Annotated in this window: 19 protein-coding genes and 1 pseudogene; 9 read left to right on the top strand and 11 right to left on the bottom strand. The window is 62.9% G+C overall.

The annotated features are described in order from the left end of the window. Positions 1 to 113: 113 nt before the first annotated feature. Complete coding sequence (locus tag AB8B31_RS01235; RefSeq protein WP_028731533.1) at positions 114 to 1,280, bottom strand: pyridoxal phosphate-dependent aminotransferase; 1,167 nt, start codon at positions 1,278 to 1,280, stop codon at positions 114 to 116. Between the two features lie 122 nt (positions 1,281 to 1,402). Then, on the bottom strand, positions 1,403 to 1,840 hold the full coding sequence (mscL, locus tag AB8B31_RS01230; protein ID WP_012755977.1) for a large conductance mechanosensitive channel protein MscL: 438 nt from the start codon (positions 1,838 to 1,840) through the stop codon (positions 1,403 to 1,405). Between the two features lie 206 nt (positions 1,841 to 2,046). On the opposite strand from mscL, the gene AB8B31_RS01225 reads away from it, so the two are divergent. Continuing rightward, positions 2,047 to 5,571: a hybrid sensor histidine kinase/response regulator gene (locus AB8B31_RS01225; protein ID WP_131702169.1), complete on the top strand. Its 3,525-nt coding sequence runs from the start codon at positions 2,047 to 2,049 to the stop codon at positions 5,569 to 5,571. 9 nt (positions 5,572 to 5,580) lie between these two features. On the opposite strand, the gene AB8B31_RS01220 is transcribed toward AB8B31_RS01225, so the two are convergent. Beyond that, positions 5,581 to 6,138 carry a TetR/AcrR family transcriptional regulator gene (locus AB8B31_RS01220; protein WP_130813281.1) on the bottom strand — a complete coding sequence of 186 codons (558 nt, stop codon included), beginning with the start codon at positions 6,136 to 6,138 and terminating at the stop codon, positions 5,581 to 5,583. Positions 6,139 to 6,275: 137 nt separating this feature from the next. Here AB8B31_RS01220 and AB8B31_RS01215 point away from each other — a divergent pair, with 137 nt between their 5' ends. Then, positions 6,276 to 7,478: an MFS transporter gene (locus AB8B31_RS01215; RefSeq protein WP_028731536.1), complete on the top strand. Its 1,203-nt coding sequence runs from the start codon at positions 6,276 to 6,278 to the stop codon at positions 7,476 to 7,478. A 9-nt stretch (positions 7,479 to 7,487) separates the two neighbouring features. Here AB8B31_RS01215 and AB8B31_RS01210 read toward each other — a convergent pair whose 3' ends face one another. After that, positions 7,488 to 7,931 carry a YybH family protein gene (locus AB8B31_RS01210; protein WP_028731537.1) on the bottom strand — a complete coding sequence of 148 codons (444 nt, stop codon included), beginning with the start codon at positions 7,929 to 7,931 and terminating at the stop codon, positions 7,488 to 7,490. A 118-nt stretch (positions 7,932 to 8,049) separates the two neighbouring features. Further along, positions 8,050 to 8,454 carry a GFA family protein gene (locus tag AB8B31_RS01205; protein ID WP_028731538.1) on the bottom strand — a complete coding sequence of 135 codons (405 nt, stop codon included), beginning with the start codon at positions 8,452 to 8,454 and terminating at the stop codon, positions 8,050 to 8,052. 58 nt (positions 8,455 to 8,512) lie between these two features. Here AB8B31_RS01205 and AB8B31_RS01200 point away from each other — a divergent pair, with 58 nt between their 5' ends. Beyond that, positions 8,513 to 9,013 (top strand): MarR family winged helix-turn-helix transcriptional regulator, encoded by a 501-nt coding sequence (locus tag AB8B31_RS01200; protein WP_028731539.1) that lies wholly within the window; start codon positions 8,513 to 8,515, stop codon positions 9,011 to 9,013. Between the two features lie 166 nt (positions 9,014 to 9,179). Here the strand turns inward: AB8B31_RS01200 and AB8B31_RS01195 are convergent, their stop codons facing one another. The 6 genes from AB8B31_RS01195 to AB8B31_RS01170 all read right to left on the bottom strand — a co-directional run bounded on the left by AB8B31_RS01195 (position 9,180) and on the right by AB8B31_RS01170 (position 16,113). After that, a complete protein-coding gene (locus tag AB8B31_RS01195; protein ID WP_003545273.1) occupies positions 9,180 to 9,389 on the bottom strand; it encodes a cold-shock protein in 210 nt (69 codons plus the stop codon). 280 nt (positions 9,390 to 9,669) lie between these two features. After that, entirely contained in the window at positions 9,670 to 10,233 is a 564-nt protein-coding gene (locus AB8B31_RS01190; RefSeq protein ID WP_028731540.1) for a YdeI/OmpD-associated family protein, read from the bottom strand. Positions 10,234 to 10,352: 119 nt separating this feature from the next. Next, the gene (locus tag AB8B31_RS01185) at positions 10,353 to 12,566 is read right to left on the bottom strand and encodes a 3-hydroxyacyl-CoA dehydrogenase NAD-binding domain-containing protein (RefSeq protein ID WP_439007340.1); all 2,214 of its coding nucleotides are present in this window, start codon (positions 12,564 to 12,566) and stop codon (positions 10,353 to 10,355) included. A 16-nt stretch (positions 12,567 to 12,582) separates the two neighbouring features. Continuing rightward, positions 12,583 to 12,966, bottom strand: coding sequence for a cupin domain-containing protein (locus AB8B31_RS01180; protein ID WP_028731542.1), 384 nt, complete (start codon positions 12,964 to 12,966; stop codon positions 12,583 to 12,585). Between the two features lie 2 nt (positions 12,967 to 12,968). Further along, on the bottom strand, positions 12,969 to 14,177 hold the full coding sequence (locus tag AB8B31_RS01175; protein ID WP_018447614.1) for an acetyl-CoA C-acetyltransferase: 1,209 nt from the start codon (positions 14,175 to 14,177) through the stop codon (positions 12,969 to 12,971). A gap of 139 nt (positions 14,178 to 14,316) precedes the next feature. After that, the gene (locus tag AB8B31_RS01170) at positions 14,317 to 16,113 is read right to left on the bottom strand and encodes an acyl-CoA dehydrogenase C-terminal domain-containing protein (protein WP_131702167.1); all 1,797 of its coding nucleotides are present in this window, start codon (positions 16,111 to 16,113) and stop codon (positions 14,317 to 14,319) included. Between the two features lie 256 nt (positions 16,114 to 16,369). Between AB8B31_RS01170 and AB8B31_RS01165 the strand changes: the two genes are divergently transcribed. The 6 genes and pseudogenes from AB8B31_RS01165 to AB8B31_RS01140 all read left to right on the top strand — a co-directional run bounded on the left by AB8B31_RS01165 (position 16,370) and on the right by AB8B31_RS01140 (position 24,486). Beyond that, a complete protein-coding gene (locus tag AB8B31_RS01165; protein WP_028731544.1) occupies positions 16,370 to 17,059 on the top strand; it encodes a DNA-3-methyladenine glycosylase I in 690 nt (229 codons plus the stop codon). 73 nt (positions 17,060 to 17,132) lie between these two features. Then, the gene (locus tag AB8B31_RS01160) at positions 17,133 to 17,834 is read left to right on the top strand and encodes an SDR family NAD(P)-dependent oxidoreductase (protein ID WP_028731545.1); all 702 of its coding nucleotides are present in this window, start codon (positions 17,133 to 17,135) and stop codon (positions 17,832 to 17,834) included. Between the two features lie 86 nt (positions 17,835 to 17,920). After that, positions 17,921 to 18,286 (top strand): annotated as a pseudogene (locus AB8B31_RS01155) (VOC family protein). Positions 18,287 to 18,616: 330 nt separating this feature from the next. Next, the gene (locus tag AB8B31_RS01150; protein WP_028731547.1) at positions 18,617 to 22,396 is read left to right on the top strand and encodes a peptidoglycan-binding protein; all 3,780 of its coding nucleotides are present in this window, start codon (positions 18,617 to 18,619) and stop codon (positions 22,394 to 22,396) included. Between the two features lie 366 nt (positions 22,397 to 22,762). After that, positions 22,763 to 23,686 carry a sulfite exporter TauE/SafE family protein gene (locus AB8B31_RS01145; protein ID WP_017966911.1) on the top strand — a complete coding sequence of 308 codons (924 nt, stop codon included), beginning with the start codon at positions 22,763 to 22,765 and terminating at the stop codon, positions 23,684 to 23,686. Beyond that, entirely contained in the window at positions 23,686 to 24,486 is an 801-nt protein-coding gene (locus tag AB8B31_RS01140) for a TIGR02186 family protein (RefSeq protein WP_028731548.1), read from the top strand. The genes AB8B31_RS01145 and AB8B31_RS01140 overlap by 1 nt, the downstream gene beginning before the upstream one ends. The last annotated feature ends 109 nt before the right edge of the window (positions 24,487 to 24,595 follow it).

Genomic DNA, 24,595 nt, shown 5'->3' with positions numbered 1-24,595 from the left:
GGAGTTGTGGTTAGAGGCCGATTTCGGGCTTTGCTAGAGTTTTATCGATCCGGCGATTCCGGCACAAATTCGATCCGGCCACCCGCCACGATACCTGTTGCGGCCAGTGCTTCTCAGAGCTTGAGGATATAGTCGCAGAGACGCTCGGCTGCGGTCGCTACCTGCGTGGGGTCACGCAGGAAACAGGCGCGCAGGAAGAGTTCGCCGCCTCTGCCGAAGGCCGTTCCGGGGGCAAGGCCAACGCCTGTCTTGTCGACGATGTCGAGCGCTGCTTTGCGGCTGTCGGCGACGCCGTCGATCTTCAGGAAGGCGTAGATCGCGCCGTCCGGCTTCAACGTCTCGACCCGGTTGGTGGCGATCAGCGCATCGCAGAGAATATCGCGGGAGCGGGCCGCCTTGGCGATATTGGCAGCGACGAAATCGTCGCCTTGATCAAGGGCTGCAACGGCGCCCTTTTGCATGAACTGCGCCACGCCCGATGTCGAATATTGGATGAGGTTTTCGAGCACCTGTCCCATCTCAGGGGGTGCGACAATCCAGCCGACGCGCCAGCCGGTCATCGACCAGTTCTTCGAGAAGGAATTGACGAAGATGATCTTGTCATCAGGCTCCATCACATCGAGGAAAGAGGGCGCGCGGCCACCGGCAAAATAGTAGCGGGCATAGATTTCATCCGCCATGATCCAGAGGTCGTGCCTGCGGGCAAGCGCCAGGATGTCGACAAGGTCCTGTTTCGTGGCCGTCCAACCCGTCGGGTTCGACGGCGTGTTGATGAAGATGCCCTTGGTCTTCGGCGTGATCGCGGTTTCGATGCGGTCAAGGTCGACCACCCATTTACCGCCTTCGAACTGCAGCTCAACACCGACGGAGCGCGCACCGGATATTTCGAGAGCGGCGGCGATATTCGGCCAGGAAGGCGAGAGGTAAACCAGTTCGTCACCCGGCGAGGTCAGCGCCTGCACGGCGATCTGGATCGCCTGCATGCCGGAACCGGTGACGTAGAAATGCTCGATCGGAAGCCGGATTCCGAAATGTCTGGTGTAATAATCCGAAAGCGCCTGGCGAAGCTCCGGAATGCCGCGCTGCCAGGTGTAGAAGGTCTCGCCGGCGGCCAGCGCGTCCATCGCCGCCCTGCTGATGAAATCGGGCGTCGGCAGATCGCCTTCACCCACCCAGAGCGGCAGCAGACCTTCGCGGCCACGGGCATAATTGACGACTTCGACGATCCCGCTTTCGGGCGCCGCTACGGCGCGCGGGCTGAGGCTGCTCACGATCGACATGCATATCTCCGGTTTCCGCCTTCATAGCGGATTTGCGCCGGCAAATCCCATGACATCCAGTGATGGCATATCTATTTTCGTGATGATTGAGCCCGGCCGGAACGAACGGGCTCCAGCCCGGATCAAGCCGTCGGGCGCGTGGCGAGAAGATCGCGGATTTCCGTCAGCAGCTGAACGTCTGCCGGCGGCGCTGGCAGCTCTTCCGGTGCCACCTTTTCCTGGCGCTCGACCTGGGCACGCAGGGTGTTTACGCCCTTGACCATCAGGAAGATGATCCAGGCGAGAATGAGGAAGTTGATGAGCACGGTGAGGAAACTGCCATAGGCAAACACCGCTCCCTGCTCGCGGGCGGCGGCGAGCGACTGTGCGTTGACGGCCGACGACAGTGGGAGAAAGTAATTCGAAAAATCGAAACCGCCGAAAATGGCGCCGACGATCGGCATAATGAGGTCATCCACCAAAGATTTGACGATGCCACCGAAGGCGCCGCCGATGATGACGCCGACTGCAAGATCCATGACATTGCCGCGGGCGATAAAGGCCTTAAACTCATTGAGCATCGGATCCGTCTCCCTTTGATACAATTGTTTTTACTAGCTACATCTTCATTGCAATTAATCAATCGGCAATCGCAATTATTTGGGGATACCCCGTGCGGTCTTTGACTTAAGGCCTAGACCGGCGGGAATTCTCAAAGTGCTTGAAATAACTTAAGCTGACCCACGTTGCGGGAGGTCCCGGCGGGTTTTCCGCCGGCGGAGGGTCAATGCTTCCAGGCTGGGTCATATTCGCGTCTGCCTTCGGCTATCTGCTCCTGCTTTTCGCCGTGGCGAGCTATGGCGACCGCAAGAACCGCAGCCCGAGCACGCTCGACCGCGGCCCCGGCACGCTGGAAGGCGGATGGCCGGTGGTCTATGCGCTGAGCCTTGCGATCTACTGCACCTCCTGGACCTATTTCGGCAGCGTCGGGCTTGCGGCGCAGCGCGGCCTGGAATTTGCCGGCATCTATATCGGCCCCATCCTGGTCTTCACGCTCGGCATGCCGCTGCTTCGCCGCATCATCGAGCTCGCCAAGGCGGAGAAGCTCACCTCGGTTGCCGATTTCGTCGCCGCCCGCTACGGCAAGAACCCGACGGTTGCCACGATCGTCGCCCTGATCTCGCTGATCGGCGCCATTCCTTATATCGCGCTGCAGCTCAAGGCGATCTCGAGCACGGTCAGCGCCATGGTCAATCCGTCCGATTACGGCATCGGCAGCGGCAATCTCTATTTCCTCGACCTGCCGCTCGTCGCAACGCTGGTGCTTGCCTGCTTCGCCATCATGTTCGGCACGCGGCATACGGATGCAACGGAGCATCAAGATGGGCTGATCCTCGCCGTCTCGATGGAATCCGTCGTCAAGCTCGTCGCCTTCCTGACGGCGGGCGTCTGCGTCATCTGGTTTCTCTTCGATGGCCCGACTGATCTCTGGCGCAAGACCGTCGACAATGAGCTGGTCATGTCGGCGCTCAGCTACCATACGCCGATCAGCCGCTGGATCACCCTGATCATCTTGTCGGCTTTCGCGATCATCCTGCTGCCGCGGCAATTCCACGTGACGGTTGTCGAAAACCGAACCCCGAAACAGCTGAAACTCGCAGGCTTCCTGTTTCCCACCTATCTCATATCAATCAATCTCTTCGTGCTGCCGGTAGCGATCGGCGGGCTCTTGACCTTCGGCGGCACCGGCAATGCCGATTTCTACATGCTGTCGCTGCCGCTTGCCGGCCAGATGCCCGTCATTTCGCTGATCATCTTCATCGGCGGTTTCTCCGCCGCAACGGCAATGGTCATCGTCGATTCCGTCGCGCTGTCGATCATGGTGTCGAACGACATCATCATGCCGATCTTCCTCAGGCGCAAACTCGCCGGCCGCGCCAGCCAGCGCGACGATTTTGCCAAGACGCTGCTCAATATCCGCCGCAGCGCCATTTTCGCCGTGCTGCTTTTCGGCTACGCCTATTACCGTTCGACCGACAGCACCGCAGGCCTTGCCTCGATCGGCCTTCTTTCCTTTGCCGCCATCGCGCAAATCGCCCCAGCGCTGTTCGGCGGGCTGATCTGGCGACGGGCAAACGCGCGCGGCGCGATCCTCGGACTGACCTCCGGCTTCGTCATCTGGGTCTACCTGCTGTTCCTGCCCTCGCTCGGCGGGCCTGATTATTCGTATGTGGCGAGCGCCGTGCTCGGCTTCATCTTTCCCGGGACCTCGCTATTCACCGCAGCCGACGCCGATCCGCTGGTCAATGCGACGGCGATGAGCCTGCTCGTCAACACCGCCTTCTTCGTCGTCGGCTCGCTCACCCGCAACGCCAAGCCGCTGGAACGCATTCAGGCCGGCATCTTCGTCAAGCGGCATTCGCGCTCGCAATTTGCCACACGCGGCTGGAAGACCCGCATCAGCGTCGGCGATCTCAAGGCGGCGATCTCACGCTATCTCGGCGAAGAACGCATGCAGCGCTCGTTCACGACTTACGAACAAGGCTCCGGCCGCAAGCTGGAGGACGAGCAGCCGGCCGACATGGCGCTCATCCATTTCAGCGAACAGCTGCTCGGCAGCGCCATCGGCTCGTCCTCGGCCCGGCTGGTGCTGTCGTTGATCCTGCAGAAGATCGAGGATGCCTCTTCCGACACGGCCTGGCTGCTCGATCAGGCAAGCGAGGCGCTGCAATATAACCAGGACATGCTGCAGACGGCACTATCGCAGATGGACCAGGGCATTGCCGTCTTCGACAGTTCCAACCGGCTGACGATCTGGAACCGGCGCTTCCGGCAATTGCTGGATCTGCCGGAAAGTGCGGGCCAGGTCGGTTTCCCCTTGTCCGATATCGTCACCACGCTCAGCCAGCGCGGCGACATCGCGCCCGGCGATCTCAGCCAGACGGTGCGGCATTTCCTGACGCTCGACAAACCCTTTTCACTGGTGCTCGGCGGCGGCGAGCGGATCATTGAGGTGCGCTCCAACGCGATGCCGGACAAGGGCATCGTCGCCACCTTCACCGATATCACCCAGCGCGTCAGCGCCGACCAGGCACTGAAACAGGCGAATGAAACGCTGGAACAGCGCGTCGCCGAACGCACGGCCGAGCTAACCCGGGTCAACCGCGAACTCGGCGAGGCGCGCGCCGCCGCTGACGAGGCGAATATCGGCAAGACACGCTTTTTCGCCGCCGCCGGCCACGATATCCTGCAGCCGCTCAATGCCGCCAGGCTCTATTCCTCGGCACTGGTCGAACGCATGGCGCAATCCGAGAACAGTCCGATCGTCCGCAACATCGATTCCGCGCTGGAATCGGTCGAGACCATTCTCGGGGCGGTGCTCGATATCTCCAGGCTCGATACCGGCGCCATGCGGCCGCGGCTCGCCTCCGTCGCGCTCTCCGACCTGCTGGAGCGTATCCAGACCGATTTCGCCCCGATCGCCCGCGAAAAGCAGCTGAAGCTGGTGGTGATGCCGACGTCGCTCAGGGTCCGCTCCGACCCCAATCTTCTGCGCCGGCTGGTGCAGAACCTGGTTTCCAACGCCATCAAATACACGATCTCAGGCAAGGTGCTGGTCGGGGCGCGGCGGCACGGCAACCAGGTGATCATCCAGGTGATCGATTCTGGCATCGGCATTCCGCCGTCGAAATTCCGCACGGTGTTCAAGGAATTCGCGCGGCTGGACGAAGGCGCGAAAACCGCCGCCGGCCTCGGGCTCGGCCTTTCGATCGTCGACCGCATCGCCCGCGTGCTCAACCATCCGGTCGAGCTGCAGTCGACGCATGGCAAGGGCACGCAATTCCGCATCGCCATGCCGCTCGACGTCTCGCGCCCGGCCGCGGCTGCAGCAACGGTTACGCCTACCGACCGTGCGGGGCAGCCGCTGAGCGGGTTGAAGATCCTCTGCATCGACAATGAGCCGAAGATCCTCGAAGGCATGCGGCTGTTGATCAGCGGCTGGGGCTGCGAGGTGGAGGCGCTGGATTGCCTCGCCGACGTCACCGCCGTCGATGGCCAGGAGGGAGCGCCTGATATCGTCATCGCCGATTATCATCTCGGCGACGGCACCGGCATTGCCGCCATCCTGCACCTGCGCCGGCAGTTCGGCGCCGATATCCCCGCTTTGCTGATCACGGCCGACCGCACGCCGGAGGTGCGCAGCGAGGCCGAGCGGTACGGCATCGCCGTTCAGCACAAGCCGGTGCGGCCGGCGGCGCTGCGCGCCTATATCACCCAGATTTCCGGCCTCAAGCGTGCAGCCGCAGAGTAAAAGACACGCTTAAAGCGCCGCGCCCATGACGCGCGAGACGAGATTGCGCACGCGCGCTGCATCCGGCACATCGCCGAACAGGATGCGGTACATGATCGGCGCCACGACCTGATCCATGAGGCGCTCGACATCCGGAAAGGCCTCGCCGCGGGCCTTCGCCCTCTCGGCGATGAGACCGACCTGCTGGCGGGTAAATTCAGCGCATCTACAGGCATTTGCGCTCGCTTGCGCCGCCAATACGTCGCGGATCATCTCGCGGCCCGGGCCGGAGGACATTTCCTCGGCATATTGCTCGGCCCAAGCTTCCAGATCGGCCTTGCCGCTGCCGGCATCGATCGGCTGCATATCCGGCCGCAGCCGATCGACGGCGACATCGGCGAGAAGCTGTTGCAGGTCGCCCCAGCGGCGATAGATGGTCGACGGCGTCACCCCCGCCTTGCCGGCGATCAGCGGGATCGTCACCTCGGCGCGGCTCATCTCCGCCAGCAGCTCACGGACTGCTTTGTGCACCGATGCCTGAACCCGGGCGCTTCTGCCGCCCGGACGGAGGTTCTCTTTGACTGTCATGCCTGCAACCCGACTTTCGCCCCTTGACACCGTTGGTTCAAAATCTTTGATAGAACTATTAACGCAAATAATTTGCTTTTATGAGGCGCCAGCTCTACATAAGCTAACGCAACGGCTTAGCTTTAAGGGGCTTATATATGTTCGCCGCAGCCAAATCCACCGAGAATTCGCCACGCCCCTCGATCGGCTTTCATGCGCTGACGCTCGCGACCTTCTTCGGCGCCTCCGCGGCGCCGACGCCGCTCTACCGGATTTATCAGGAAAACTTTTCCGTCTCGCCGGTGCTGATCACGGTGATCTTTGCGGTCTACGCCTTCGCGCTGCTGGCGGCGCTGCTGACCGCCGGTTCGATCTCGGATCATCTCGGCCGCAAGCCGGTGATCTTTTTCGCCCTCGTGCTCGAAATCGTCGCCATGGCACTCTTCGTTGTCGCCAGCGGTCCCGGCTGGCTGATCGCAGCACGGATCGTGCAGGGACTGGCAACGGGAATCGCCGGCGCCTCGCTCGGAGCAGCGCTCGTCGATGTCGACCGGGCAAAGGGACAGATCGTCAACTCGATCGCGCCGCTTTCCGGCATGGCGGTGGGTGCGGTCGGCACCAGCGCCTTGATCCAATACGGCCCCTTCCCGATGCATCTGGTCTATGCCTTGCTGCTCGTCGCCTTCACGCTGCAGGCGGCCGCCATCTGGCTGATCGGCGAGACCGGCGGCACGCGACCGGGCGCGCTCGGCTCGCTGATACCGCGGGTCACCGTTCCGCCGCAGGTGAAGCGACCGCTGTCGCTGGTGACGCCGATCAACATCGCCAACTGGACGCTTGCCGGCTTCTATCTCTCGCTGGTCCCGTCCTTGGTCGCCACCACGACCGGCAGCCGGGCGCCGCTGACCGGCGGGTCCGTGGTCACCGCGCTGATGGTGAGCGGAGCAATCGCCGTCTATCTGAGGCGCAGCAAGACGGCCTCGGCCAATCTGGCTTTCGGCGTATCGGCCAAGACGCTCGGCATCCTGACGGTCGTTGCCGGCGTACATCTCGCCAATGTGCCGTTGCTGCTGATCGGCACGATTTTTACCGGCGCCGGTTTCGGCACCAATTTCCTCGGTTCGATCGGCACGATCATGCCGCTCGCCAAACCGGATGAGCGGGCCGGGCTGCTGTCGGCCTTCTACGTCCAGAGCTACCTCGCCTTCAGCCTGCCGGCGATCCTGGCCGGGTTCCTGGCAAAATCGGCCGGCTACGCGCTGACGACCGATATCTATGCGACGGCGATCCTGCTGTTGATGGGCGTCGGGATGATGAGCATTCGCGCCGACCGGCGCAGGGTGGCGGAGAGCGCTGCCTGAGGACGCAGTTCACGGCTTCAGATCAAGCAGCGCCCGGCCGCTGCCATCCATGGCGAAGGGCACCGAGGCGTGCTGGTGGGCAACCAACCAGCGGCCGTCCTGCTTGACGAGACCGAGGGTCTGGCGGAACCAGAGATCGACCTCGGTGCCATCGGTCTTGGTCCCGGTCATGCGCATGAGGCCGCTCCAGAAAGCGACATCCTCTCCGGCCGTCAGTCTGGCATCGCGCACCTCGCCGCCGATCGGGCCTTCCCACGTATCGAACCAGGCTTGCAGACCCGCCTCGTCCTGGCCGTAATGGACGAGCGGCGGCGCCAGCGAAAATTCGACGGAATCCTCGGCCTCATAGGAAAGCGCGTCGCTGGCGTTCTTCTCACCCAGCGCCTTGGCCCGCATCATCAGCATGGCGATGATCGCCTCTTCCTCGATCCTGGCATTCGCTTCATCTTTCACGGTCGTTCTCCTTCTCCGTTATGGACAGAGGACGAAGGGGAGGAGGACGATCCGACAGGGATGCATTTCCGTTTGCGCAATTCCAGCAAGACTGCTGCGCAGCTTTGCTGGAATTGCTTCAAAGATAACTCGTCACCGCCGGTTCGTTCCACCAGGCATCGTGCCTGCCGTCGGAGTAACGGACAGGCAGTGCTGCCAGTTCCTCCGGGCTGATATCGTCAAGGCAGGCGATGTTGATCGAGACATAGGCGCCACCGATCGCTTCGACATAACCGTCGCCATAGGCTGATACACCGCAGGTGCGGCAGAAGCGGTGATGGCCGCTCCTGGTGTTGAACTGATAGTCGGCCGTTTCCGCCTGGTCGCACATCAGCCGGAAATCCTCCGGCTTGACGTTGGCGCCCCAATAGCGCCGTTTGGCGCAGATCGAACAATTGCAGCGGCCGGTGCCCTCGTCGAGGTCCATGTCCACCTCATAGTGCACTTTGCCGCAATGGCAGCTTCCTCTGTAAGTTTTCTTCACGGCGCTCTCCTCCTTCGGCGTTGCCTTCAGTCTTCAGATATGACAATATGTTGTCATTATGGATGAGATACAAAATCGACAACATGTTGTCAAACAAAATCGACCGGAGCGGACGATGGGGGGAGACGCCTTTTCCGCTTTCGCGATCACCGCCCTTCGCCTCGCCGGCCATCTGACGGCGGCGGGCGACCATTTGGCAAAGCCGGCAGGACAGACGAGCGCGCGCTGGCAGGTGCTGGCCGCGGCGCGGCGCGGCAACATGTCGGTGGCGCAGATCGCCCGTGCGCTCGGCGTCGCCCGCCAGGGCGTGCAGCGGCTCGCCGATGTACTGGAGGGTGAAGGGCTGATCGCCTATGCCGACAATCCGCAGCACCAGCGCGCCAAGCTGGTGCGGCTGACGGAAGAAGGGGCGGCGCGGCTCGGCGTCATCGAGATCGCGCAAGCCGGATGGGCCGACGGGCTGGGCGGCGCCTTCACGTCAGCCGAACTCGATGCGGCGCGGGCGGTGATGGCGCGGGTCATGGAGATGCTGGAGGCGGATGAGGCGTCCCGCGGCTGAATAACTCACCACGGCATGTCTTGGGAAACCGAGCGGATAAGGCACGGCATCCGCCTGCCAGACACAAAAAAAGGCCGGGTTAACCCGACCTTCCCTGCTATCTCAACGAACCGTGCCAGTACATCCGTGGTCACGATCCGGAGATGATATTCAAAGCCTTGAAGGCTCAGGCCGCCTGGAGGCGGTCTGCCGACATCTTGCCGGACTTGTTGTCGCGGACGAGCTCGTAAGACAGCTTCTGGCCATCCTTGAGATCGCGCATGCCAGCGCGTTCAACGGCGGAGATGTGGACGAAAACGTCGGCCGCGCCGTCATCCGGCTGAATGAAGCCGAAGCCCTTGGTTGCGTTGAACCACTTTACGGTACCTGTGCTCATGACGATATCCTTTTCGAATCGTTCATAGAAGAATGCAGCTCGGACAAATGCCGAGCGGCGATGAAAACCGATTTTGGAGGAAGTTCGCCAGGAACGACGCGAGGCCGTTTCAAAGTTCATCTAGCAAGATCGATGCGCGGATATGTAATCGGAAATTGTGTCCGTGACAAGGCCGCACCAAGGGAAATCGGTGACGTTTCAGACACTGCGGACAGGTCTTGCCCTGCCGCGTGGCGCGGAAAACCGGGGGCGAGGTTTTTTTCAGAAACTGAAATACCGTCTATTCGGCCTGCGCCAACCTGGTGATCGCCTTGCCGAGGCGGGCGACCCGCACTTCCGGGCTCGTTGCCTTCAGGAGTGGCAGGACGATTGCATATTGGCCGGTCTTGTCGAGCCGAGCAAAGGCAGCGCCAGCGGCAGCGTTCTCAGCGAGCGCCGCCGCCAGATCGTCCGGTAGGCCGGCATCGCGTTGTGGAGCGTAGGCGACAGCCCAGCGTCCGTCGGCTTTGGCGGCAGCGACTTCGGCAAGCCCCGCGGGCCGCATGCGCCCGGTTTCCGCGAGTGCTGTGACCCGATCGACATTGAGCTTGGACCACGGACTTTTGGCGCGCCGGGGCGAATAACGCTGCAGGTAGGAGTTCGAGTCAAACCCCTTGCGTTGGCTGTCAATCCAGCCGTAACAGAGCGCCACATCCAGCGCCTCATCGATGGTGATGAGAGTTCGTTTCGGATTTTTCTTACCGATCTTCAGCCAGGCGCCGGTCGATGCTGCGTGATGCACGCAAAGCCAGGATTCCCACTCCAATGGATCGGCGAAGGCGAGGATGTCGGTGGATGGTTGCATGGGCGGTCCGATCCGGGTGACAGCGAGGCGTGTGTTGCTTGGCGATTACGGATTGCCGTCACCCCCTGCCCCATTCAACATTTGAAACCCGGCAAGAGCGGCACAGCTCAAAAGGCGGCCTAAGCCGCCTTCCCCACCTTCGCATAGGGGTCGAACCGACCGTAAAAGGTCTCGCCCTTGGCGGCCATGTCCTTCAGCAGTGGCGTCGGCTTGAAGTGATTTCCGTAAGTACTTGCTAACTTCTCAGCCAGTTCCACGAAAGCCTTCGCACCCATCCCGTCGATATAGCTCAGCGCTCCGCCGGTGTAGGGCGCGAAGCCAAAGCCCAGGATCGAACCGACATCCGCTTCGCGCGGATCGGTGACGATGCCTTCCTCCACGGTGCGGGCGGCTTCCAGCGCAATGGTCACGAGGAAGCGTTGCTTCAGGACGTTGACGTCAACCTCATCCGCCTGCTTCTGCGGGTAGAAGGTCTTGAGGTCGGGCCAGAGGGACTTCTTCGCCGGTTTCGGTGGATAGTCGTAGAAGCCCTTGGAAGTCTTGCGGCCGAAGCGACCTTCCTTTTCCACCATGCGGGAGATGAGTTCCATATGCTTGGGGTCGATGGCTTTTTCGCCGAGATCGGCGACCGTCGCCTTGAGGATTTTCAGCGAGAGGTCGATGGCGACCTCGTCGTTGAGCGCCAGGGGGCCAACCGGCATGCCGGCCATCTTGGCGGCATTCTCGATCATCACAGGCGGCACACCCTCGATCAGCATGTCGTAGCTTTCCGACATGTAGCGCAGCACGCAGCGATTGACGAAGAAGCCGCGGGTGTCGTTGACGACGATCGGCGTCTTCTTGATGGCTGCGACATAATCAAGAGCGACGGCCAGCGCCTTGTCGCCGGTGTCGCTTCCGAGGATGACCTCAGTCAGCATCATCTTCTCGACAGGCGAGAAGAAGTGGATGCCGATGAAATCGGCCGGGCGTTTCGAATTCTTGGCGAGACCCGATATCGGCAGGGTCGAGGTATTGGAGGCGAAGATCGCGCCGTCGGGCAGCACGGCTTCGACCGCCTCGATGACCGCTTTCTTCACCTCGCGATCCTCGAACACCGCCTCGATGACGAGATCGGCATTGGCGAGGTCGGCATAGTCGGCCGAGGGCGTGATGCGGGAGAGCAGTGCGGCCGCTTCATCCTGCGTAAGACGCCCCTTACCGACCGAATCCTTGACCAGGCCTTCCGAGACGGCCTTGCCCTTGGTCGCCGCTTCGATGTCGCGGTCGATCAACGTCACGGGAATGCCGGCGGCGGCGGTGACATAGGCGATCGAGGCGCCCATGAAGCCGGCGCCGACGACGCCGATATGTTTCAGCTCGGTCTTCGCGTGACCTGCCGGGCGGCGGGCGCCCTTGCCGAGCTCCTGCATGGAGATGAACAGCGAACGGATCATCGAGAAGGCTTCACGGGTCTGGAGCACCTCGGTGAAATAACGCTGCTCGATCTTCAGACCGGTGTCGAACGGCACCTGCAGGCCTTCGTAGACGCATTTCAGGATGGCAAGCGCTGCCGGATAATTGCCCGATGTTTCCCTGCGCAGGATCGCAGGCGCCGCCGGCCAGAGCTGGGCGGAGGCCGGCGTCCAGATGCCGCCGCCAGGCGCCTTGAAGCCCTTCTCGTCCCAGGGGGCGACCGGCTTCAGGCCATCCTTGATCATCTGCTTGGCGGCCGGGATGAGCTGATCCGGCTCGACCACCTGATGCACGAGGTTCATCGCCTTGGCGCGGGAGCCGGTCAGCGACTGGCCCGTCGTCATCATCTGCAGCGCATCCTGGGCGTTCGCCAACCGCGGCACACGCTGCGTGCCGCCGGCGCCGGGGAAGATGCCGACCTTCACCTCGGGCAGTGCAATCTTGACGCTCTTGGCATTGGAGGCGACACGGCCATGGCAGGCAAGCGACAGTTCGAAGGCGCCGCCCATGCAGGTGCCGTTGATGGCGGACACCCAGGGCTTGCCCGATGTTTCGAGTTTGCGGAACAGGCCGCTCATGCGGCCGACCAGGCCGAAGAGGTTCTGCACCGCTGTCTCTGGGCTCTTTGCCTTCTCCTCCTGATAGGAGCTGAACATCGATTTGATCATCGACAGATCGGCGCCGCCGGAGAAGGAGGATTTGCCGGAGGTGAAGACGACACCTTTGACGGAAGCATCAGCGGTCGTGGCGTCGATGATGGCGTCGAGTTCGGCCATCACCTCGGCGGTGAAGACGTTCATCGATTTGCCGGGCATGTCCCAGGTGACGAGAGCGATGCCATCGGCGTCGGTTTCGAGCGTGAAATTGGTGTAGGTCATTGGGTTTCCTCCCCGATCAGGCCGGCAAATGGCTGCGCTGCGCGTCTAAGGTCTTCGTCTTTTCGGTGACGACATCGCCGGTGTGCTTGGTCTGCGACGGCTCGAAAAGCACGATCCAGCATTCCTCCGGCGCAACCGGATTATGCTCGACACCCCTCGGCACGACATGAAAATCACCGGCCTTGAGATGCACATGCGGGCGATCGCGATATTCGATGGTAAGCGAGCCCTTCCAGATGAGGAAAAGCTCGTCCTCGTCACGGTGGGAATGCCAGGCGAGCTGGCCCTTAACCTTGGCGAGCTTGACGCTCTGGCCGTTGAGATCTGCGATGACGCGGGGCGACCAGTGCTCGGTGACCTCAGCATATTCGGTTTCGATCGTGCCGGTGTTGAAGCCCATCGTCAGACCCTTTCGATAACCGTTGCGGTACCCATGCCGGCGCCGATGCAGAGCGTCACCAGCGCAGTGTTGAGGTCGCGGCGTTCAAGTTCGTCCAGCACCGTGCCGAGGATCATCGCGCCGGTGGCGCCGAGCGGATGGCCCATGGCGATGGCGCCGCCATTGACGTTGATCCTGTCATGGTCGATGTCGAAGGCCTGCATGTAGCGCAGCACCACGGCAGCGAAGGCCTCGTTGAGTTCGAAGAGGTCGATGTCGGAAAGGCTCATGCCTGATCGTTTCAACAGCTTCTCGGTGACGTCGACTGGCCCGGTCAGCATCAGGGCCGGATCGGAGCCGATATTGGCGAAAGCCTTGATGCGGGCGCGCGGCTTTTTGCCCATGCTCTCACCGCCGGCTTTGGAGCCGAGCAGGACGACGCTGGCGCCATCGACGATGCCGGAGGAATTGCCGGCATGGTGGACATAGTTGATGCGCTCGATCTCCGGATGGGCCTGGATGCCGACGGCCTCGAAGCCGCCCATCTCGCCGGGCATCTGGAAGGACGGATTGAGGGAGGCGAGCGCCTGCATATCCGTGCCGGGGCGCATGTGTTCGTCCTTTGCCAGGATCGTCAGGCCGTTCTGGTCCTTGACCGGGATGACCGACTTGTCGAACCAGCCCTCTTCCCAGGCATGGGCAGCGCGCTTCTGGCTCTCGACCGCGTAAGCGTCGACATCGGTTCTGCTGAAGCCGTATTTGGTGGCGATCAGATCGGCCGAGACGCCCTGCGGCATGAAATAGGCCGGGAAATTCACGGAAGGATCCATGAACCAGGCGCCGCCGGACATGCCGAGGCCGACGCGGGACATGCTTTCCACGCCGCCCGCGATGACGATGTCGTCGGCCCCTTGCGCGATCTTGCCCGCACCGAAATTGACGGCATCGAGGCCGGAGGCGCAGAAGCGGGAGATCTGCATGCCGGGCGCCTTGGTGGAGTAACCGGCTTCGAAGGCGGCGGCCTTGGGGATGACGGCGCCGGCATCCATGACCGGATCGACGCAGCCCATGATGATGTCGTCGACCGTGTCCGTATTCAGCCCGTTGCGGTCGCGGATTGCCTCCAGCGTCTTTGCCGCGAGGCGGACGGAGGGCACTTCATGCAGGGCGCCGTCCTTCTTGCCACGGCCGCGCGGCGTGCGGACGTGGTCGTAAATGAAAACCTCGGTCATTGTCTCATCTCCCTGACGGCGCGGCGGCGCCGGTGAATTTCGTTCTTCCTTCTTTCGCCCAACAGGCCACCTCTGCCTGGGTCGAGCCACCGGTCTCGACCCGTCCTTCGGACCCCCGCTGGGGAGAAGAGGGGCACAATCAAAACGCTTCGGCGGCCAGTTCCATCATCGTGTCGGCGCCGGCCTCGATGCGAGCCTTGCGAAGCGCGGTTTCCGGCATCAGGCGTTCCATGAAGAAGCGGGCGGTGATCAGCTTGTTCTTCAAGTAATCCTCGCGGGCGGCATCGCCTGATGCAAGGCCATCCTCGGCGGCTTTCGCCATCTTCGCCCACATATAGCCGAGAATGACGAGGCCGAAGAGGTGCATGTAGTCGGTCGAGCCGGCGCCGGCATTGTCGGGCTTGGCCATGGCGTTCTGCATGAACCACATGGTCGCGCCCTGGACGTCGTTCAAGCCCTTCTTCAGATGCTTGGTGAAGAAGGAGAGCTTTTCGTTGCTGCGGTTCTCCTCGCAGAAATCGCCGATTTCCTTGAACAGGGCCATGGCGGCGCGGCCGCCGTTCAGGGCCAGCTTGCGGCCGACGAGATCGAGCGCCTGAATGCCGTTGGCGCCTTCATAGATCATGGCGATGCGGGCATCGCGCACATACTGGCTCATGCCGTGTTCTTCGATATAGCCGTGGCCGCCGAAGACCTGCTGGGCCATGACGGCATGATCGAAGCCCTTGTCGGTCATCACGCCCTTGAGGATCGGGGTGACGAGGCCGAGAATATCGTCGGCCGTCTGGTGCTCCTTCTCGTCGGTGGCGCGGTGGGCGATATCAGATTTGAGCGCGGTCCAGAGCAGGAAGGCGCGGCCGGCCTCGTTGAAGGCGCGGATGGTCATCAGCGTGCGGCGAATATCCGGATGGACGATGATCGGATCGGCCTTCTTGTCCGGCGCCTTGGGGCCGGACAGCGAGCGGCCCTGGATGCGATCACGGGCGTAGCTGGCGGCGTTCTGATAGGCGATCTCGGAAATGGCGATGCCCTGCAGGCCAACCATCAGGCGAGCCTCGTTCATCATCACGAACATAGCGTTGAGGCCGCGGTTTTCGGCGCCGATCAGGAAACCCTTCGCCTCGTCGTAATTCATGACGCAGGTGGCATTGGCGTGGATGCCCATCTTGTGCTCGATCGCGCCGCAGGAGACAGCATTGCGGGCGCCCGGCGCACCGTCGTCGCCGACCAGGAATTTCGGAACGATGAAGAGCGAGATGCCCTTGGTGCCCTCAGGCGCACCCTCGATGCGGGCGAGCACCAGATGGATGACATTGTCGGTCAGGTCATGCTCGCCGGCGGAGATGAAGATCTTCTGGCCTGATATTTTGTAGCTGCCGTCAGCCTGCGGCACTGCCTTGGTGCGCAGCATGCCGAGATCGGTGCCGCAATGCGGCTCGGTCAGGTTCATGGTGCCGGACCACGCGCCTTCCACCATCTTCGGCAGATAGGTGGCCTTCTGCTCGTCGGAGCCGTGGACGAGCAGCGCGGCGATCGCGCCCTGGGTCAGGCCCGGATACATCATCAGCGACATGTTGGCGGCCGAGGTATATTCGCCGACGGCGGTATGCAGCGTGTAGGGAAGCCCCTGCCCGCCGAATTCCTCCGGCACCGCAAGACCGATCCAGCCGCCGTCGCGATAGGCCTTGTAAGCCTCCTTGAAGCCCTTCGGCGTCGAGACGCTGGCATCATCGTGGCGCGTGCAGCCTTCCTGATCGCCGGAATAGTTCAGCGGAAAGAGAACTTCCTCGGCAACCCGTCCGGCCTCGCCGAGGATCGCTTCGATCATATCGGGGGTCGCGTCGGCAAAACCGGGCAGATTGTTGTAGCGTTCGAGGCCCAGCACGTCGTTCAGGACGAAGAGCGTATCGTTCACCGGGGCCTTGTAGACTGGCATCTCTCGAATTCCTCCCATTCGGCTGACCGGCTCGCGCCGGCCTTGGGCACTGTCTTACAAAATATTGACGTTTGCGTAAACGTCAAATTCTGCAGTTGTGAAGTCTTTTCATGAAAAAATTCGAGAGCGCGAATCCGCGGGCATGCGGCGCTGGGAGGAGACGCCATCTCATCTTCCTTGTCCACCGCAGAACGGCGTATAAGCTGAGGCGTCTTTCAAGCCGCAATCGCGGCAATGTTTCACGAGGGCCGCCGGCATGATCAGTTTCGAGGCGATAAGACAGCGTGCCGAGGAGCGAAAAGGCGGCGCGGCTGCACTTCAGGCATTGCTGGAAAATTACCGGCCGGATCATGAGCGGCTGCGCGCCATGCCCGACGATCGTATCCTGGCGGATATGACGCGACGCATCTTCTACAGCGGCTTCGTCCAGAAGGTGATCGATGCTAAATGGCCGGGTTTCGAAGCGGCGTTTTCCGGTTTCGATCCGGCGACGCTGAATATCGCGCCCGACGACTATTGGCACGCCCTGACGTCGGATGAGCGGATCATCCGCAATGGCGCCAAGATCATGTCGGTTCGGGCCAATGCCGCCTTCATCCGGGAACTGGCGAAGGAATATGGCAGCGCCGGCGTCTTCTTCGCCGACTGGCCACGGGACGACCAGATCGGGCTTCTCGACCTGTTGAGCAAACGCGGCAACCGGCTCGGCGGCATGACCGGGCAATATTTCCTGCGGGGCATCGGCCGCGACAGTTTCATTGCCACGATCGACGTGCTCGCCTGCCTCAGATCCGCCGGCGTGTCGCTCTCCTCGTCGGGCACGACGAAGAAGGACCAGCAGTCGATCCAACAGGCCTTCAACGACTGGGCGGGGGAAACCGGCCTTTCCTTCATCCATCTCTCGCGCATCAGCGCCTGTTCGATCGATTCGGCGCAATCGCACTGAAATTCCAGTCGAGTGGTGGTGCAAACCGTCCGGGCTTCCTACGTCATCAGGACGATCCATCGAGGAAGATATCATGACCGACTTTCCCTATGAGAGCGCACTCATCGTCGGCGCCGGCTCCGGCATCAGCGCATCGCTTGCCCGGCAATTGTCGGCGCAGGGCGTCAAGGTCGGGCTCGCCGCCCGCAATATCGAGAAACTGCAAGGGCTCATCGCGGAGACCGGCGCCAGCGCCTTTACAGCAGACGTTTCACAGCCGGCGAGCGTCGCAGCGCTGTTCGACGAGGCCGCTGCCGCAATCGGCGGACCTGACGTGGTGATCTTCAATGCCAGCGCCCGCCTGCGCGGCCCGCTCGCCGAACTCGATCCCGCCGAGGTCGAGAAGTCTATCGCGACCACCGCTTTCGGCGGTTTCCTGGTGGTGCAGCAGGCGGCGCGGCGGATGATTCCGCGCGGCCGCGGCGCCATCCTCATCACCGGCGCCTCGGCAAGCGTGAAGGGCTTTGCGCAATCGGCCCCCTTCGCCATGGGCAAGTTCGCATTGCGCGGCCTTGCCCAGAGTGCAGCCCGCGAACTCGGGCCGATGGGTATCCATGTCGCGCATTTCGTCATCGACGGCGCCGTGCGCTCGCAGATCCGGCCGGACCGGGCAGATAGCCCGGATGGCACGCTGCTGCCGGAGGCGATCGCCCAGACCTATGTCGACGTGCTTCGCCAGCACCGCAGTGCGTGGTCGCTGGAGGTGGAAGTCCGGCCCTGGACGGAGAGCTTCTAAGCCCCTGCTAACGGCGGACAAGGCAACTTTCGCGGCGGGTTCAAACAGGCTAGACTTTGCCGTCAACGCTGGCTGGGAGGATACCAATGCCGCGCCTCGACCATGTCACCATCGAGACCCGCGATGCGCCTGGGATGATCGGCTTCCTGGAAGCCGTGCTCGGCGTCAGGGAAGGCTATCGGCCGCCCTTTCCCTCGCCCGGCCATTGACTCTATTTGGACGACCGCCCGGTCATCCATCTCAGCCTGACATCGCGCAGCACCGATTTTCCACCCGGCATCTTCAACCATGTCGCCTTCAGCCTTTACGAATTCGGGCCGGCGCTGGAACGCATCAAGGCGGGCGGCTATCGCTACGAATATTACGATATTCCCGACACCGATCTCGGCCAGGTCTTCGTCTACGGGCCCGAAGGCGTGAAGATCGAGCTGCAATGTCCCAGGCCCGCCTGAACGCGCCGTCGCCATTCGATGTGACGCGTTCGGGGGCAATTGCCGCCAAAAACGGCGTTTGGAACACAAACGTTAAAAAATTCCCATCGGCATTAACGGCTTGTTTACCACGTTTCGTGAAAGGTGCGGATTGAGCAGTAGCGATCCGCATTCCTTTCCCCAGTCTCGCGTTCCTAAGAGATGCCGCTACATCGTTCAGCTTGAGGAAAGTCTAATTGACTATCGTCTTATGAATGATGCGCTCCGGTCCGCGTAAAGACGCGGGCAGCAGACGGAAAAGCCAAAGATCGAGCTCTGACGAGAGGTCGAGCAGTCGAAGCGAGCAAGAAGATGAACGGATCGCGATCAAATCCTTCCCGACAGTCCGACAGGACCTCGCTCGATGCGCTGAACCGCACGATCGAAGGGCTGGAGGCGCGCATCGAGGGGCTGATGGGCAGCGGGCGCGAGCAGCGGCCGCGCACGGCAACGGCCGAGCGCGACCCATATGCCGGCTCCCATGCTCCCCGGCCCGCAAAGGCCCCGCCAGAGCCGCGGCCGGATCCGCTCGCCGAAATCCGTCAACGCCAGCGCACGCTCGAAGCCGGCCGCGAACGGCCCTACGCACGCGAACAGGCCCCGCAGCTTCGTGAACCCACGCCCCGCGCCGCCGCCCCAGTGCCGGCGCCCGTCTTCCGCGCCGGCGACGACACGATGACGGAGATCGCCCAGGCGCTCGTCAACCTGCGCCAGGACCTGAAGCGCGACATTTCCGAGGGCGTCACCCGCGAGATGAACGCGCTGCGCGCCGAGCTGCGCGAAATCAAGACAAATGCCGGAGACGGCCATTTCGCCGACGACATGCGCGCCGATATGGGCCGCCTTGCCCAGAGCATCACCCAGCTGACCGGCCGCTCCGCCGCGCCGGAGGCCACGGGCCTTCGCGAGGATTTCGAAGAGCTGCGCTCGCTGATGGACGGGCTGGCGCGCGAGGATTCGCTGCGCCACATGGAAAACCGTTGGGACGGTTTCGAAAACCGGCTTGCGGCGCTCGATACCGAAGGGCTGCAGGAAGAGCTCGTTTCGCTCGCCTATCGGCTCGACGACATCAAACGCCATATCGGCGGCATGGGCGAAAGCCCGGCCGTTCGGGCGCTGGAAGACAAGCTGATCTCGATCGCCACGGCGATGGAGCATTTCGGCAATATGATCCAGCCGCACGACCGGGTGATGTCCGAACAGTTCGCCGCCATGGATATGCGGCTCGACGAGATCAGCCGGGCGATCGCGGCAAGCGGGCGCACGGCCGCCACCAATGATCCGGGCCTGATGCAGCGGTTGGAAAGCCGGCTTTCGGCGCTGGCCGATCAGATCGACCTGATGAGCCATGACGCAGCCAACCGCGTGAACCCGGCCGACGAGCTGGCGATGCGGCTGGAGGCGCTGACGGGACGCGTCGAGGAGCTGACCAAGGCGGAAGCGACGTCGCGGCTCGACGAACGGCTGGAACATCTCTCCTATCTGTTGGAGCGCACGCAGGAGACGGCGCCGCAGCCCGACCTTACCGGCCCGCTTTCCGATATTTCCCGCAAGATCGACGCGCTTGAGAACGGCGCCGTCAACGATGTGCTGGCTCAGCGGCTCGACCATCTCGCCCGGCGCATCGACGAGATGGCCCATCAGCAGCAGGCGCCGGCGCCTGCCGCTGTGGCCGACGACGGCGCTTTCCGGCGCCTCGAAGGACGGCTGAGCGACATCGCCGCCCGGCTGGAGGAAAGCACATCGGCAGCGCCGACCGATCCGCGCGCACTGAAGAACCTCGAAGACCAGATCGCCAATCTTTCGGCACTGATGAGCGCGCCGCGCGAGAGCGCCGTAATACCCCCCGAACTCGACCAGCGCATGGGCGCGATCGAAGACTATATGGCGACGAGCGATGAATATATCATCGAGGCGGCACGCCAGGCGGCAGAGGCCGTGGTCGAAGCCTATTCGCGCCATGGCGGTCCGCAGGGTGTCATGCCCGCCGCCGACATGTCGGCGCTGACGGCGCTGGCCGAGGATCTTCGCCACCTCGAGGATATCAGCCGCGACAGCGAGGAACGCACCCACAAGACTTTCACGGCGCTGCACGAGACGCTGGTGCATATTGCCGATCGCCTCGACGGCATGGAAGATCGCGGCCGGCCGGTCGCCCAGATGCCGGTCGCCGACGTCGATTTCGAAGTCGATCCCTATGCGCTGATGGTGGCCGAAGCGGAGATGGCCCGGACGCCGGCCGCTGCCCCGACAGCGAAGGCTTCTCCTGTTATCCGCACGGCCGAGGTCGCAGCCGAACCTGCGGCCCCGGCGCAAGCCACCGCCATGAGCGGAACGAGCGCGATCGCCATCGAAGCCGCGACCAGGACGACGGAAGCTGCGACAGCGGCCCGGGCACAGGTCCCGGCGAAGGCCAGCCTGCTCGCCAGCCTCGGCAAGCGGCTGCTGCCCGGCAAGAAAGCCGAGAGCCGGGCGAGCGAACGTCCGATGATCGACCCCGCGCCGTCGATCGATCCCACCGACGTGGTGCCGACGGATGCTGCGAACGAATTGCTCGAGCCGGGCTCGGGCGCACCTGACGTGAAGAAGATCCTTGAGCGGGTTCGCGCCAGCCAGAGTGCGGCACGCGGCAAACCTGCCGGCGAAACCGATCGCGCCGATTACATCGCTGCTGCGCGCCGTGCGGCGCAGGCGGCCGCGATGGAGGTGGATGCCAATCCGAAGCAGCCAGCCGTCAAGGCCGAGAAGAAAGGCGCGACCGCCGACAAGGGCGGCAAGGCTTCTGACAAGACAGGTAAAACCAGCGCCTTTTCGCGCTACCGGCGGCCGATCCTGCTGGCGGTCGGCGCCGTGCTGCTCGCCATCATGGCCTTTCCACTTGCCCGAACGCTGACGAGCGGCGAGCGCGCGCCGCAGCCGCCGGCGGAAGTCTCGGCACTGACCGGTGCTGCGGAAAACCCGGCGGCGGCCTTGCCTGAAGCGACACCTGCCCAGCCGGATGCCGCCGCTCTCGGAACGACCACTCCGGCAACGGAAGCTGTTCCGCCCGCCGCCGAACAGGCGCAGCCGGAAGCAACCCCACCGGCCGGTAGTGACCATCTGACCGACATGACGCCGCTTGACGGCGAAGGGGCAGCGACCCTTGCCCCTCCCGGTCCGTCCGGCGCAGCGCAGGAAACATCGGGCTTCGTTCCCGCACCCGCACCGCAGGCCGCCATCACCGTTCCCGACACCGTCCAGCCGAAATCGCTTGCCGATGCGGCGAGCGGCGGCGATGCGCTGGCGCTGTTCGAAATCGGCGCGCGTTATTCCGACGGCCGCAACGGCATGACGGTCGATCAGAAGCAGGCGGCGAACTGGTACCAGCTTGCGGCCGACAAGGGCTTTGCGCCTGCGCAATACCGGCTCGGCAGCATGTACGAGAAGGGCAACGGCGTCGAACGCGACATCGCCAAGGCAAAGGGCTTCTACGAGCAGGCGGCCAACCAGGGCAATGCCAGCGCCATGCACAATCTCGCCGTCCTCTACGCCTCCGGCGCGCTGGGCCAGCAGGATTATGCAACGGCCGCTTCGTGGTTCACCAAGGCTGCGAACCTCGGCATCACCGACAGCCAGTTCAACCTGGCGATCCTCTGTGCTAGGGGCAACGGGGTTCCGGCGGATCTCGAAGAGTCCTACAAATGGTTTGCGATCGCCGCCAAGGCCGGCGACAAGGATGCGGCGCAGAAGCGCGACGAAGTGGCCAAAGCCATGAAGCCCGACCAGCTCGAACGGGCGCGCGGCAAGGCTGATCTCTGGAAGCCGGAGCCGGTCGACCACCGCACGAACGCCATCGACATCCCCGACGAATGGGCAGGCACCGGGGCGAAGACGGCGACCGTCGACATGAAGAAGGCAGTCCGCAACATCCAGGCGATCCTCAACAATAACGGCTTCGACGCCGGAGTGCCGGACGGCGAAATGGGCGCGAAGACCGTGACCGCGATCAAAAACTTCCAGAAGTCCGTCGGGCAGGAGCCGGACGGCAAGGTGACCGATGCGACCGTGAAGGCGCTGCTCGAACACAACAAGCAGGGCAGCAAGGCGATCTAAAAGGGCCTGGCGGCATTACAGCGCCGCGCGTCTTTTCAGACGCGATTGACGCTGTAACCCGCTGAATTACTGCTTAATTTATCCTTCAATCGGAATCGATTTAAGGATAAATTATGCGGTAGGCCGCAAGGCTTTTTCCAATTTTGCCGTCGCCTGTCACAAAACCTGAAAAAAGCCGGATTATGCCCGGACATATCGATCCGCGCATCCGGCGAATCCTCTGCCACCGATCTCTCCGCCAATCTCTATGGCTAATCACGGGGCCGATCGAAAGCCTCTGGCAACGATTTCACAGTATGGTGCGCATTCGAACGGGGACGTGACAAGAAACCGCCCGGCAGGAGCGGTCATCATTCGGGGTCGGCTGTGACAATCTATCTGCCCATCGCAGAATTGTCGGTGAACATTTTCATCATTCTCGGCATGGGGGCGGCCGTCGGATTCCTGTCTGGAATGTTCGGCGTCGGCGGCGGCTTTCTCATCACCCCGCTGTTGATCTTCTACAACATCCCGCCCGTCGTCGCGGTCGCGACCGGCGCCAACCAGGTGGTGGCGTCGTCGATATCGGGCGCGATCACGCATTTCCGGCGTGGCTCGCTCGACGTCAAGCTCGGCACGGTGCTGCTGGTCGGCGGTCTTACGGGTGCGACGGTCGGCATCTGGATCTTCTCGCTGCTGCGCGCCATCGGCCAGCTCGATCTGATCATTTCGCTGATGTATGTCGTCTTCCTCGGCACGGTCGGCGGACTGATGCTGCTCGAAAGCATCAATGCCATGCGGCGAGCAGCGCGCAACGAACCGCCCGCACCGCGCAAGCCCGGCCACCAGCACTGGGTGCACAAGCTGCCGCTGAAGGTGCGCTTCAAGAAATCGAAGATCTATCTCAGCGTCATTCCAATTGTCGCACTCGGCTTTGCGATCGGCATCCTCACCTCGATCATGGGTGTCGGCGGCGGCTTCATCATGGTGCCGGCGATGATCTACCTGCTGCGCATCCCGACCAATGTCGTCGTCGGCACCTCGCTGTTCCAGATCATCTTCGTGACCGCCTATACGACGATCGTGCAGGCGGCGACGAACTTTTCCGTCGACATCGTGCTTGCCTTCATCCTGATGGTGGCCGGTGTCATCGGCGCGCAATACGGCGTGCGGGTCGGCCAGAAGCTGCGCGGCGAGCAGCTGCGCGCCCTGCTCGGCCTGCTGGTGCTTGCCGTCGGCCTGCGTCTTGCAATCGCGCTGGTGGTGGCGCCGGCCGACGTCTATTCGGTGGTGATGGGAGCGGGCAACTGATGCGCCTGGCTGTTTTCGTCATCGCGTTGCTTTGCCTGCTGCCGGCCTCTGCCGGAGCCCAGTGGCTGCCGGGGCAGGCATCGGAGGCGGTCCGTGAAGGGTTGGAAATCGGCACGTCGACCAGCGAAATCGCCATCACCTCGGATTTCCACGGCGCGGATCTGACCATCTTCGGGGCGCTCTCGAATACCGACCAGTTGCTGCTGGCCGTCGGCCAATATGACGTGGTCGTGGTGCTGGAAGGCCCGCGCGAGGATGCGACGGTGCGCAAGAAGGAACGCGTCTTCGGCATCTGGGTGAACACCCGCTCGATGACCTTCGAAGCGGTGCCGCATTCCTATTCGATGTCGAGTTCACGCATGATCGACGACATCGTGACGCCGCTTGACCTGATCGATCAGGGGATCGGCATCGACCACATTCCGCTGACGCCGGTTGGCTTCGTCGGCGACGGCAGCAATCTCGGCGAGTTCCGCGAGGCCTTCCGGCGACTGCAGCAGGGCGGCGGGCTCTATGACCGCAATCCGAGCGGCGTGCGGTTCGTTTCCTCCAACCTCTTCAAAGCGAGCCTGCGTCTGCCGGCAAACATTCCGAACGGGGTGCACAGCGTGCGCGCCTATCTGTTCAAGAGCGGCATTTTCGTGACCGAGAAATCGCTTCCGCTGCGGGTCATCAAGACCGGCATCGAGCAGACGATCACCGATGCGGCGCATGATCAGCCGATCCTCTACGGCTGTGCGGCGGTGCTGCTCGCCGTGATCACCGGCTGGGGTGCCAGCCTAATCTTCCGTAAGGACTGATCCGCCGCAAGGCGCTCAAGCGGATTTCTTCCTGAAAATAGGCTCGGCAAGACACCCGGGCACGAGGAGCCTGCCCGGCGGCAGCTGCTTGCCCGGATGTTTTGGCGGC

Source organism: Rhizobium sp. 62_C5_N11_2, assembly GCF_051811185.1.
Lineage (GTDB): Bacteria > Pseudomonadota > Alphaproteobacteria > Rhizobiales > Rhizobiaceae > Rhizobium > Rhizobium leguminosarum.
This window is presented reverse-complemented; position numbering and strand designations above follow the sequence as displayed.